The organism is Burkholderia sp. BCC0322 (assembly GCF_902833045.1).
Taxonomy (GTDB): domain Bacteria; phylum Pseudomonadota; class Gammaproteobacteria; order Burkholderiales; family Burkholderiaceae; genus Burkholderia.
Map to the genome: position 1 here is coordinate 1052907 of NZ_CADFDU010000001.1, position 12167 is coordinate 1065073.

Below are 12167 nucleotides of genomic sequence, written 5' to 3' on the forward strand. Positions count from 1 at the left end.
CTGAGTCAGCCATCTGCAGTTGAGAAGAGCGCCTCATTGCGATTTGGTTACCTTTCTTGTTTGGCACTGGAGGGGGCAGTATGCGCTTTTATACCGGCGTCCGACTTCGACTACCCAAATTTGGGCTAGAGCCTGCCGACGTGAGATTGGTACTCGCACGACTTGAGACAGCGGTTCCGCATCTCGAGTTCGACCCGTGGCGCATTACTGACCACTACTGCGATAGTCCTGAGGGCGAGGTGGCGCGCCAGAATGGAAACAAGGCCCTCGAAATACGATTAAATCTTGATCAAAATTTGCGCCTCACCTGCCACGCAAAGCGTCGAGCAGGCCAAATTAGCTCCGACGACTACAAGTTCTTGCTGTACCTCGCAAGGGAAGCCGCAATACTCATCCAGTCCCGTCTTGGCGGTGCGTTGTCGCTATTCGATTTTGGCACGCTAGCTGTAGCTGACGTAATTAAGGGCGACACCGGTTTCGACGGCGATATTCTTTCTATACTGCGTTTTGTGCGAGCACTGACCCAAGAAACCTACGAAAGCCAACGGCTCGCATATGGTGTGGTTGTCAGTTCTAAACTGACGGGCAGTGAGCCAATCTTGCAGTCGTTCGACAGTAAGCGTTTAAAGTGTTTGACCGATGGTTTTTCGACAGCTCTTTTGTTGGACGGACATGGAAAAATCGCAGGTTACGCCGCCCTGCATGTTCCCTCGAAAGAAGCGCTTAGTCTGAGTAGACGCCCATGGTGGGTCGCAGGCCTCGCCGAACGAGCAGCAGATCTACAAGGGGTCGGTATAGCGCTTGGACGTAGCGGCGAAATGACAATCGTATCGCGGAGGCGACTGTGGTTCAGTCATCGCACCGGACGATGGCAAATTTGGAATCACCCAGAAATAATAGAGCGTTTAAGGTCAGAGTGGCGCGGCCGAGGAAAGCGTGGTCGAGTCGATGACGTATTACGTTGCCTATATCATTTAGCTTTGGATATGTCGTTTCGAAGATCTGGTTGTCTACTAATTGTGCTTTGTTCTTCTAAATATCTCGGTGATTTGCTGGTTAGCATGACAGATGCGGTTGGGTCTCGGGGGCGGCGCTCTATTGAGCGTGCGCTCGACACCGAGCTTGGACGTAAAGCTGTGCAAAATACTGACCGCCGGATTCTTGCCGACATTGCATCACTTGATGGAGCCGTGATCGTTGACCGCAACGGTTCAGTTCTCGCTTACGGCGCGATGACGAAACCTGCGAGCGGTACCAATCAAGGCGCTCGCACACGAGCGGCGGTCGCGGCGAGCAAACTCGCTCTGGTCATTAAGGTCAGTTCAGATGGTCAAATTGCAATGTATTCGAATCGTCGCTGTTTTTTGGAACTGTAGCACGTTGCGCTGCGGGATCCGATCCTAGACTGCGCAATCTCTGCAGGAGCGCACATCGCTCCCTGACCGTGCGTTACGGATGCCTGTATTGGTGATCCCAGTCATGCGGGGACGATACACAGATCAAGAGCTAAGCCGGAGGGCGCATGGTAGAAAAACAATTTCGCATCCTAGCTTTGGATGGCGGTGGCTCCAAGGGATTTTATACACTGGGAGTTCTTCATGAGCTTGAAGCGATGCTTGGCGCGCGGCTGCACGAGCGCTTTGATCTAATCTATGGTACGAGCACCGGATCAATCATCGGAGCGTTACTGGCACTTGGTCACTCGGTAGACCAGATACACGCACTGTACAAAAAGCATGTGCCAGCAATTATGGGAGCGTGGTTCCCCCGCACAAAAACCGCTGCACTTAAGAAACTTTCCGAGGATGTGTTCGGCGAGTACAAGTTTGAGGATATGAAAACGCCAATCGGTATTGTGGCGACACGCTGGTTGACAGAACTCCCGATGATCTTCAAGAGTGACCCTAGACAAGCATTCGGGCGGAAGGCTACTTTTATCCCGGGATTTGGGGTTCCTCTCCAGGATGCCGTGCAAGCTTCTTGCTCCGCATATCCTTTCTTCAATCGCAAGGTGGTAAAGACCTTCCTGGGAGAAGAGGTGGAATTGTTTGACGGCGGATTTTGTGCCAATAACCCAACACTGTACGCGATTGCTGATGCAGTTGGGGCTATGGGAAACGAGCGCCGCGCAATACAGGTCATCAACGTCGGAGTAGGTAACTTTCCGACAAAACCCACAAATCGGCTAATCCGACTACGTAACAAGGCCATCTTGACCATTGAGCTCTCGCAAAAAATCCTTGAAGTCAATACCAAATCTATGGAGGAGTTGCGCGGGCTGCTTTTTGCTGACGTGCGGACGCTTCGGATCAGCGACATGTTCGATGTGCCTGAGCTTGCGACTGACTTCTTGGAGCATGACCTCAAGAAATTGGATTTGATTTGGCAGCGCGGGAGGGAGTCCTTCGCTCGTAAGGAAAAGGTGCTTACTGAAGTGCTCAAGTGACGGGGAATGTTATGGGAATCCCAGAGTCGCTACTGCAAACTTGGGCGAAACAGGTCACAGCAGCCCTGCGATCAGGCGCGGTGAGGTTGCGGCCGTCCCCGATGCGAACGAAACTCGTGCTCATTGGCGCGCCAAGTCGATCCCAATCGATTAGATCGGTCAGGCAAACCAACGGATGCTTCAAGTTGATCTGCTCGCGCAGCGGCTGGCGGAAGAAATCTCCCTCTGTCACCGGCGTCTTCGGACCCATCCTAACCTCGTCAAAATTTGCAGGAATCACGCGTCAATATGCCTGCTCTTTGCAAATCTCACAATACCGTTTCAGCTCACGATTCTTGTGTCACAAGCCTTTGCGAATTGTTCAGGGCCGACTGAGTAGCGTAGCAATCTAACTATTTGCTCAAGGTGGACGGCTACGTCGCCGCTTAATTCCACCGTTGGCGATCAGCCTTCCTGAAAGCTGACAGTCGCCAGTGACAGTAATGGGTTGCCGAGGCCGCCGCTCGATTTCGCCCGCAAGCGCATCGTCCGACGCGCGCCACGGACAGGGGCGCACCGCTAGACGCAAGAGTCGAACTCCGGCTCCGCTCGAACCAGCGGCCGTCTAACCGTGGAGTAGTATTCCCCCATGTCCAGGTTATTGCCCGGCCTATACGGCGCACAGCCGACCCATCCGTGACGACGGCGGCAAGCTCGTTGAGAGTTTGGAAACTGCTTCAACGATACGTGTGGTGGTGCCGGCCGTGGCGATGACATTGATGGGAAAGCATCATGTCAACCGAGTGGAAGCAACGCGTCAGACTGTTTGTCCAGCGCTTCTGGCAGCCGACCAGTGCGTGCATGACCTGCATGCCGGGGAGCTGGGGAAATATCATGAGCGTTGCTCACTGGACTATCGCAATTCATACGGGTCTGCTTACTGGACTCCTGGCCGTACTGTTGACTTTCACGCCTGTGCGGAAACTCTACGCGCATCGATACGGCAATGCGCTGATCGTTGGCATCCTGACAACGTTGGGCGACGTCTACTCGCACACGAGTCACTACCGTATCCCCTATGTCGAGCACATCGTGACGGGGGCAATTTCAGGTCTCTTGACGCTTGCGGCCTCATATCTCTTCGAAGACCGCGCGCGACGTCTTAGGGCGGCGTGGGCTCGGGTTTCCGGACAGCTTATCCGCTGACTTTTCGAGCCCGCCGGGCCGAACGGAAAGAGGCCTCCGGCGAGGCTACGCTACATGACCGGAGGCTGCGCGCAGACATCCGGAACGCGCGATGGTCAGGAGCAGGCGTGCGACTTAGCAGGATGGACCGTCACCGATCGCGGATCATTCAAGAAAGTGCGAACCATGATCTTTCGCTCATTGTTTCGATCATCCAGCTCGAAGCAAGCAGCGGAGCTGTCAAACGATCCGGCGCATGGAGCCGTCAATTGCAAACGGTTCGACCATCCGGAGTTTCAGATTCAGGATTCCGATCAAACGATTCGTGTGATGGATCCTGGCGGCGGAATTCGACTGGCGCCCGGATCGTATCTCGAAGCGTTGAATACGCTCCGGCTGCAGCGTGTCGACAAGTGACCGTTTTTGAGTACCCGCGCCTTTGGTGCTCACGTCTTGTTCTATGCACAACCCCTCTACCTAACGGCCAATCCCCCTAAATCCCCCATTTCTGAGACACCAGCACGACTACACTGGTCATGAAGCCTTGCTTCTCGCCATCGGAGATTGAACGCGGTCCCCTTCGCGCCGATGGTCGACCGTAAGCCGTCTTGCCAACAAGACGCAGCGAAGGGGGAGAAAGAAGGGGAAACCCAAGGCATCAAAGAAGCGCGGGCCGCATGGGCGGCAACCCATACGACCCGCTGACCACCACCAACTCGCACAAGGAGTCGGCAATGGCTAACGCCTATAGTAAGTCACGTCCCAAGAAGCGCAAACAGTATCCCGAGGTTGAGCTGATCCTCGACAACAAGCCTGACCTTCCGCAGGAGGGCAAGCCGTACATGCCATGGATGCGTGCGATCGACGCGCATTTCGAGATGTTCGGATTCCTACCAGGTGATCGCGTATATCTCGAGTTCAATTTCGATCTTCGGTTCGTCACCATCAAACCTGATCGTAGCGCGCTGAACTGGCGAGAGCAGCCTTACGGTGCGGCAGCCCAGGAAGAGGAACAGGCATAAGCGGCAAGGGCCGCTTCGCGCGGCCCTTGCTGCTGGATTGCTGTTTCCGCGCGAACTCAACCGACGGCCGGTAGGCGCTTGCGAGCGCCGCGTCCGTGTTGATGCTTACCTTTAACGATTGTTACGACCGCTGTACACGGAGAGATCCGCGCAAACGCGAGCCAACCCTAACTCGCGCGCGCTTTCACGATCTTCCCGCGCTGCAATACATATTCGACGCGCTCGCCCTGGCCAGCCACCACGCCGATATCCTCGAGCGGATTCCCGTCCAGCACGACCAGATCCGCGATTGCGCCCGCCGCGACCACCCCGAGTTGCCCCGGCATGTTGACGATCTCTGCCGCAACGGTCGTCGCCGACCTGAGCGCTTCCAGATTCCCCAGCACCTCGGCCCGGATCCGAAACTCTCCGCACTGAAATGCGTGCATTTCCCCAAGCAGGTCCGACCCGAACCCCATCTTCACGCCGGCGTTCGCATAGATCTCCAGCGATTCGCGCCCCTTCTGCTGAACGGAAGCCACCTTTGCCACCGATTCGGGCGGCATCCCGAACTCCGCGCCGTGTTTGGCAAGCGCGTCGTAAGTGACGAGCGTGGGCACCACAAACGCGCCATGCTCGTGCATCAGTTTCGCCGCCGCCTCGTCCACGAGGTTGCCGTGCTCGATCGTCCTTACCCCGCACCGCACGGCCCGCGCAATCGCCCGCCCCGTGTACGCATGCGCCATCACATACGTATTCGCGGCCTCGGCTTCGTCCACGATGGCCCGAATCTCGTCCTCGGCGTACTGCGTGTTCGCAATCGGATCGGTCGGCGAAGCCACGCCCCCTGACGCCATGATCTTGATCTGCGTCGCGCCTTTCTGAATTTCTTCACGTACCGCAAGCCGCACACCTTCGACCCCGTCCACCACCCGAGCAATCGCGCCCGTCCTGAAACAGCACGAGCATGGCTCCAGCAAGTCCCCGCGCGGCCGAAAATCCCCATGCCCGCCGGTCTGCGACAACGCCTTTCCCGACGGAAAAATCCGCGGCCCCGACACCAGCCCGGTTTCGACTGCCTGCATCAAGCTCCAGTCCGCGCCGCCTGCATCGCGCACGCTGGTGAACCCGCGCGACAACATCGCATCGAGAATCGGCAACGAGCGAATCGCCGCGAGAATGTTCGGCTGCGTCGCATTCGCGCCGAGATTCGCATTCGACGCCAGCACATGCACATGGCAATCGATGAACCCCGGCATCACGGTCTTGCCGCGCACGTCGATCACCTGCGCATTCGGCAAATCCACCGGCCGATCGGTGACTTCGACAATCCGTTCGCCGTCGATCACCACATGATGATGTTCGAGCAACACGCCTCGTTCGAGGTCCAGAACGTTGCCGCCCTGAAGCACGGTAATGGTCATGAGGAAATATCCTTATCGAGTCGTGGAGGCAGCCCGCTTCGCGTCCTTCACGAAGCGCGTTCCGATGAAGCTGACGGCCGCCGCGAGGGTCACGTAGAAGGCCGGCGCCATGTTGCTGCCGGTGCGGGCGATGAGCCACGTGATCAGGAACGGCGCGAAGCCGCCGAAGATCGTGACCGCGAAGTTGTACGCGACGGAAAGCCCGGTCGACAGCACCTTGGTCGGGAACAGTTCGGCGAACGCCGCGAGGATCGGCCCCGTGTAGGTCGCGATCAGCACGCCGAACACGGCCTGGAACACGATCAGCGACGTGAACCCGGGCGCATGGTTGATCCACGCGAACATCGGCCACGCGAGCACGAGGATGGCCAGCGCCGATCCGGACAGGAACACGCGCCGTCCCCACACGTCGGCGAGCCGGCCGACGATCGGCGAGCAGCACATGATCATCAGCCCGCCGACCATGCCGGCCGCGAGACCGGTCGATTGCGGCAGGTGCAGCGTGCGCACGGAATACGTCGGCATGTAGAACAGCAGCACGTAGGTGCAGACGGTCCACAGAATGACCATCGAAAAGCTCGCGAACGTTTCGCGCGGGTAGGTGGACAGCACCTCCTTCAGCGGCGAGCTTTCTTTCGCCTGCGCTTCGACGGCGCTGAACGCGGGCGTCTCGTCGATGTGACTGCGGATGAAGTAGCCGACGGGCCCGACGATGATCCCGAGCAGGAATGGCAGCCGCCAGCCCCAGCTATGCAGCGCCTGCGCGTCGAGCGACGTCGTGACGAAGGTGCCGGTCGCGGCGCCGAGGAGCACCGCGAAGCCGATGCTCGACTGGATCCAGCTCGAGTAGTACGCGCGCTTCTCCGGCGGCGCGTATTCGGTGAGGAACGCGGTGGCACCGCCCATCTCGCCGCCGGCCGAGAAACCTTGCAGCAGCCGCGCGACGACGATCAGCAGCGGCGCGGCGATGCCGGCCTGTTCGTAGGTCGGCGCGAGCCCGATGAGCGCGGTGCCGGCGGCCATCATCAGGATGGTGAGCGACAGCGCGGCCTTGCGCCCGACCTTGTCGGCGTAGACGCCGAGCACGATGCCGCCGACGGGCCGCATGAAGAAGCCGACGCCGAACGTCGCGACGGTCAGCAGCACGGACGTCAGTTCGTTGCCGGTCGGAAAGAACAGTTTCGCGATGATGACCGCGAAGAAGCTGTAGACGGTGAAATCGAACCATTCGAGACCGTTGCCGATCACGGTCGCGACGATGGCGCGGCGGCGCTGCTGCACAGCCGCATCGACGGCAGGCGCGGCGCGCGGGGAAAGCGTTCCTTGCATGGTCTCTTCCTTGGTCAGAAGCCGGGACGGGCGCCCCGCGTGAACCCCATGCTAAGGACAGCGCGATTTTTTTCTGAAACGAAAGATTCGCATGCACGCATGCGCTGGACGCATGCGTCGCGTGCGGGATGGGTCAGGGCGCGGTCTGCCGCTCCGCCTGTTCGAACAGCCAGCGTGTGAACAGGCGTGCGGCGTGGTTCTGCGCGCGGTCGTTGGGCGAGATCACGTAGTAGCCGCCACCGTGGCTCGCGGATGCCTCGGTCACGCGCACGAGCAGCCCGGCCTCGATGCACGCGTCGATCATGTAGCGCCAGCCGAGCGACACGCCCTGGCCGAGAATCGTCATCTGCACGATCTGCGGATACGAGTTGATCGTGATGTCCTGCGGCTGTGCCTTCTGCCGGTCGATGTCGTTCTGGTCGAACCATTCGGACCACGACATCCACTGACGCTGCCCGTCCTCGAGGCGCAGCAGCGTCTCGTTCGCGAGATCGGCCGCGCTGAGCGTGCGGCCGGCCAGGTAACCCGGTGCGCAGACGGGAAACACTTCCTCGTCGAACAGGCGGCGCGCGGTGTATTCGGCGGGCGCCTGCTGGCGCACGTAGTAGACGCCCACGTCGAATTCTGCCGGCGACATCGACGCAAGCCCGTCGCGCACGATCAGCCGCAGCTTGATGTCCGGATATGCGGCGCGAAACCCGGGCAGGCGCGGCGTGAGCCACAGCAGCGCCACACCGGACGAGCACGCGATCGTCAGTTCGAGATCGCCGTAGGGCTTCATCACGTCGTGCGTGGCTTCCGCGCATTGCGTGAGGAGACGGTGCACCTGCGCCGCGTATTGCTCGCCGGCCATCGTCAGCCGCAGCGAACGATGTTCGCGCACGAACAGCGAGCGGCCGAGGAATGCCTCGAGCTGCTGGATCTGCCGGCTGATCGCGCTTTGGGTCAGGTGCAGTTCGGCGGCCGCGCGCGTGAAGCTCGCATGCCGCACGGCGGCTTCGAACGCGATGAGGCACTGAAGGGGCGGCAGGGGCGTGATGCGCATGGCGGGTGTGAAGGTCTCGTGGCTCGCGACATCATAAACACGGATCGAAAGGAAATTACAAGCTGGCACATGGGGGAAAGCCCGAACGCCTGGCACGTAATACAGATTTACAAAGTGTGGGCGATGCGGCGTCAACAGGGGGCCGGGACGCGGCGTTCTCTATTGCAGCAACAATCCCTTTCACAACAAGACGGAGAACTGCACTCATGAAACTCAAATCCATCCCCGTGATTCTGTGCGCCGCTTTGCTGGCGAATGCCGCGTTCGCCGACGAGCTTCACAACAAGGCGATGGCCGCCACGCACGACCTTCAGCGGTCCATCGACGAAATGCACCTCATCCAGCAGGAACATGGCGGCGAGTTCGGCGGCCATATGCAGCGTGCGGAGCAACTGGCCCGGCAAGCCGAGCAGGAGCGTGCCGCTGCGCTCGAGTACTACCGCGCGCGACATCCCGGCTGGCAGTAACCCCTGTCCGCCTCACATGGCCACGACGTTCGGTTGATCAATGATGAAAACGAAATCCTGTTACACCCTGGTCGCGTCGCTGCTGTTGGGCGCGTCGCTGTCCGGCTGCGTGGTGGCCCCGGCTGAACCGCCGGCAGTGGCCCCCGCTGGCGTCGTCTACGTTGCGCCGGTCGGCGTGATGCCGGCTCCCGGCTATTCGTGGCGCTATCACCCGCACTATGGGTGGGGATGGTGGCATCCGCACTACGGCTGGCACCGAGGCTGGCGCTAAAGTGTGACCGCGCGGGAATGTCTGCGCGAAGAATGTGGACGTAGCAGCAACGCACGGGGAGATTTCCCCGTGCTTTTTTTGCGCCACGTTATGACGACAGTCGCGGATCGCATTCATGCGAAGATTGCCGCGGTGCGCGCGTGACGGCGTTCGCCGGCCTCCATTCCCCTTTCACCCTGCCCAGGCACCATGGACCGCTTCGAAAGCATGTCGGTGTTCGTCGAGATCGTCAGCACCGGCAGCCTGACCGCCGCGGCCGAGCGGCTCGGCCTGTCGCCGAGCATGGTCGGCAAGCACCTGAACGCGCTCGAACAATGCGAGACCACGTGCATAGGTGTCGTCGCGGGGAAGAAGGGGCTGCGTCATCGTTGACCTCGTCGGGAAACGCCGAAATGCCGGCGGACCAACGCAGTGTGGGGCGACACGGCGCGTTGAAAAACGCCTGTCCGGTTGGATCATTTCCCACCGGGAGTGGGCAATGCGTGAGGGGCGCGCATGCATGCCGTGTCGCGATGCCGGTGACCCTCGTCGCCGTGCATCATTCATGCGAAGATTGACCGCACATCACACTCGCCCGAGAACGACGTGAGCCCATTCAACCCTGAGAGCAAACCGGACGCCGCCCATCCGCCGTGGATGCCCGTCGCGATGGCCGAACTCGGCATCCGCCGCCACCCGCCCGGCAGCATCAACCCGCGCATCGTCGAATACAACAACCAGACGAACCTGGTCGGCTACGACGACAAGATTTCCTGGTGTTCTTCCTTCGTCAACTGGTGCGTGACGCACGTCGGCATTCGCGGCACGGGCTCCGCGCTCGCGCGTTCGTGGCTCGAATGGGGGCGGCCGCTGGAACGCCCGGTCTACGGTTGCATCGCCGTCCTGACGCGTGACGATCCCACTAGCTGGAAAGGGCATGTCGGGTTCTACCTGCGTCACGACGACGAACAGGTGTATCTCTTCGGCGGCAATCAACTGGAAGAAGTGCGCGAACTTGCGTACCCGTTGAACGAAGTGATCGGCTACCGCTGGCCGGACGCCGCATGATCATGTAGCACCGGCACACACAAAACCACGAACATCACGAAACCAGCCGCTGCTAATCTGTCAAACCACCGTATCGACTCACCCGGAGCCCGTCGGCGCATCAACCAGCCGCCGCGAGCATCCGTACCCACAAGGAGCCAGCAGTGCAAACCGGTCATCTCCGTCTTTACGCGGATACGCAATACACGAGCCCTTACGCGATGTCGGTCTTCGTCGCGCTCGAGGAAAAATCGCTGCCTTACGAACTGGTGACCGTCGATCTCGGCAACCGCGCGCATTTCGCGCCCGACTACGCGGCGACGTCGCTGACGCAACGCGTGCCGACGCTCGTGCACGACGATTTCGCGCTGTCGGAATCGTCGGCGATTACCGAGTATCTCGACGAGATCTTCCCGGGCACGCGGCTCTATCCGGTCGAGCCGCGCCAGCGTGCGCGGGCGCGACAGGTGCAGGCGTGGCTGCGCAGCGACCTGATGCCGGTGCGTACTGAGCGGTCGACCGAAGTGCTGTTCTACGGGCCGTCGAGCGAACCGCTGTCGAGCCTGGCGCAGGCCGCCGCGCAGAAGCTGTTCGCGGCCGCCGACAAGTTGCTCGCGCCGGGCGCGGCAAACCTGTTCGGCGAGTGGAGCATTGCCGATGTCGACCTGGCGGTGATGCTGAACCGTCTGGTGCTGAACGATGATCCGGTGCCGCAGCGCCTCGCCGACTATGCGCGTGCGCAGTGGGAACGGCCGTCGGTGCAGCGCTGGGTGAAGCTGAAGCGGCCGCCGCAGTGATTTGCGGGTGCGAGGGGCGGGGCGGCGGCGCGGGCGTCCACGCCGCACGCCGATGCGTTGTCGTTCAGTCGGTCCCGCACGCATCGAGAAGCGGTATGTCAGCGCGACTTCATGTCACCCTGCCGAATCGGCGTGAGAACGCATATCGATGAAGAAGATCGGTTTGTTGGTCGCGATCATGGCCGTGTCCGGTATCGGGTGGGCCGCCCCTCCCGGCGACGGGCTGGTGAAAAGCTGCCTGATGGCGCAGTCCGTCTCGCCGTCGATTGCGATCCAGGGCATCAATACGCACGAGGTGTCGCAAGAGGGCGACTACGCGGACGGGTTCAACGCCAGCTACGTCGTCAAACATGAGGGTGCCGACGTCGGCTACGCCGAAGGAAAGTCGACGCAGGCGCTGATCTACGCGGGCAAGCTCTACCGATTGTCTGCGGCGATACCCGTTGGAAATAACGGTGGAATCAAGCCGACGGCATTCAATCCCGCGCTGGCCGAGTGGAGCATGGCAACGGTCGGCCGTCAGCGCTATCTCTGCGTGAGCTTCAATTTCGACGGACTCGGGCGAAGCGGGTCGTATCAGAATGTTCGCGGCGGATACTTGCTGAACGCGAAAACCAAAGACCTGTACTTTGTTGTACGCGACGTCAGGAAGTGAGGGGCCTTTTCTTGCGCGGTGTCGCATCGTGCAGGGTAGGGGTGCCATTCAGTGCGCACCCCGGTGATCAGTTGAATAAGTCTGGACTCGGGCGTGTTCACGCTAGCGAAGGGCTTCGACGATCAGGGCAAAGTCTATAAAGGCCGTGAGCATCAAATCGAGTGTGTCAAAGCGCGAGAAGATGCGGCGGAAGCCCTTCAATCGACGGCACAGTCGCTCGACCTCATTGCGACGCTTGTACATTTCCCGGTCGTACTCCCAAGGCTCGACGCGCGTACTCAACGGCGGAACGACCGGGATGAAACCGGGATCGAGCGCGAGTTGTCGGGCTTCGTTTCCTTCGTACGCCTTGTCCATCAGCAGGTGCAGTGGCCGATGCTGCGCATAGAGGCGACGATCTGCTCACCCGGTCCGGACGCGGCGTGGGGTAGGCGTTGCTCCGATTTGATCGCCGTCAAATATCCGCACCACGGCAAATGAACTTCAGCCAGGTGACGCGAGGCCATCACGGCGTTTGTCGAGCAATTGGATGACGTTGGTAT

At 60.4% G+C, this 12167-nt stretch carries 13 protein-coding genes and 3 pseudogenes; 11 read left to right on the forward strand and 5 right to left on the reverse strand.

The window, feature by feature from the left end:
• Window positions 1-80: 80 nt before the first annotated feature.
• A complete protein-coding gene (locus tag HWX39_RS04920; protein ID WP_175965805.1) occupies window positions 81-1376 on the forward strand; it encodes a hypothetical protein in 1296 nt (431 codons plus the stop codon).
• Between the two features lie 146 nt (window positions 1377-1522).
• Window positions 1523-2446: a patatin-like phospholipase family protein gene (locus HWX39_RS04925; protein ID WP_175965806.1), complete on the forward strand. Its 924-nt coding sequence runs from the start codon at window positions 1523-1525 to the stop codon at window positions 2444-2446.
• A gap of 57 nt (window positions 2447-2503) precedes the next feature.
• Here the strand turns inward: HWX39_RS04925 and HWX39_RS04930 are convergent.
• Window positions 2504-2696, reverse strand: a pseudogene (locus HWX39_RS04930) (IS5/IS1182 family transposase); the annotation flags it as partial.
• Window positions 2697-3217: 521 nt separating this feature from the next.
• On the opposite strand from HWX39_RS04930, the gene HWX39_RS04935 reads away from it, so the two are divergent.
• The 3 genes from HWX39_RS04935 to HWX39_RS04945 all read left to right on the forward strand — a co-directional run bounded on the left by HWX39_RS04935 (window position 3218) and on the right by HWX39_RS04945 (window position 4632).
• Window positions 3218-3631: a hypothetical protein gene (locus tag HWX39_RS04935; protein ID WP_175965807.1), complete on the forward strand. Its 414-nt coding sequence runs from the start codon at window positions 3218-3220 to the stop codon at window positions 3629-3631.
• A 54-nt stretch (window positions 3632-3685) separates the two neighbouring features.
• Window positions 3686-4027: a hypothetical protein gene (locus HWX39_RS04940; RefSeq protein ID WP_175965808.1), complete on the forward strand. Its 342-nt coding sequence runs from the start codon at window positions 3686-3688 to the stop codon at window positions 4025-4027.
• Window positions 4028-4287: 260 nt separating this feature from the next.
• Entirely contained in the window at window positions 4288-4632 is a 345-nt protein-coding gene (locus HWX39_RS04945; RefSeq protein ID WP_244134910.1) for a hypothetical protein, read from the forward strand.
• Window positions 4633-4799: 167 nt separating this feature from the next.
• Here the strand turns inward: HWX39_RS04945 and HWX39_RS04950 are convergent, their stop codons facing one another.
• The 3 genes from HWX39_RS04950 to HWX39_RS04960 form a co-directional block, all read right to left on the reverse strand.
• Window positions 4800-6035 (reverse strand): amidohydrolase family protein, encoded by a 1236-nt coding sequence (locus HWX39_RS04950; protein ID WP_175965809.1) that lies wholly within the window; start codon window positions 6033-6035, stop codon window positions 4800-4802.
• Between the two features lie 12 nt (window positions 6036-6047).
• Window positions 6048-7364, reverse strand: coding sequence for an MFS transporter (locus HWX39_RS04955; RefSeq protein ID WP_175965810.1), 1317 nt, complete (start codon window positions 7362-7364; stop codon window positions 6048-6050).
• A 133-nt stretch (window positions 7365-7497) separates the two neighbouring features.
• The gene (locus tag HWX39_RS04960) at window positions 7498-8409 is read right to left on the reverse strand and encodes a LysR substrate-binding domain-containing protein (RefSeq protein ID WP_175965811.1); all 912 of its coding nucleotides are present in this window, start codon (window positions 8407-8409) and stop codon (window positions 7498-7500) included.
• Between the two features lie 206 nt (window positions 8410-8615).
• Between HWX39_RS04960 and HWX39_RS04965 the strand changes: the two genes are divergently transcribed.
• The 6 genes and pseudogenes from HWX39_RS04965 to HWX39_RS04990 all read left to right on the forward strand — a co-directional run bounded on the left by HWX39_RS04965 (window position 8616) and on the right by HWX39_RS04990 (window position 11625).
• Window positions 8616-8876, forward strand: a complete 261-nt coding sequence (locus tag HWX39_RS04965) for a hypothetical protein (protein WP_175965812.1) — start codon at window positions 8616-8618, stop codon at window positions 8874-8876.
• Between the two features lie 43 nt (window positions 8877-8919).
• Window positions 8920-9147: a hypothetical protein gene (locus HWX39_RS04970; protein WP_175965813.1), complete on the forward strand. Its 228-nt coding sequence runs from the start codon at window positions 8920-8922 to the stop codon at window positions 9145-9147.
• 189 nt (window positions 9148-9336) lie between these two features.
• Window positions 9337-9459: pseudogene (locus tag HWX39_RS04975) on the forward strand (LysR family transcriptional regulator); the annotation flags it as partial.
• Window positions 9460-9783: 324 nt separating this feature from the next.
• The gene (locus HWX39_RS04980) at window positions 9784-10194 is read left to right on the forward strand and encodes a TIGR02594 family protein (protein ID WP_175966108.1); all 411 of its coding nucleotides are present in this window, start codon (window positions 9784-9786) and stop codon (window positions 10192-10194) included.
• A gap of 143 nt (window positions 10195-10337) precedes the next feature.
• Window positions 10338-10970, forward strand: coding sequence for a glutathione transferase (gene yfcF / locus HWX39_RS04985; RefSeq protein WP_175965815.1), 633 nt, complete (start codon window positions 10338-10340; stop codon window positions 10968-10970).
• A gap of 148 nt (window positions 10971-11118) precedes the next feature.
• Window positions 11119-11625 (forward strand): hypothetical protein, encoded by a 507-nt coding sequence (locus HWX39_RS04990; RefSeq protein WP_175965816.1) that lies wholly within the window; start codon window positions 11119-11121, stop codon window positions 11623-11625.
• Between the two features lie 102 nt (window positions 11626-11727).
• On the opposite strand, the pseudogene HWX39_RS04995 reads toward HWX39_RS04990, so the two are convergent.
• Window positions 11728-11994: pseudogene (locus tag HWX39_RS04995) on the reverse strand (IS5/IS1182 family transposase); the annotation flags it as partial.
• Window positions 11995-12167: the final 173 nt, after the last annotated feature.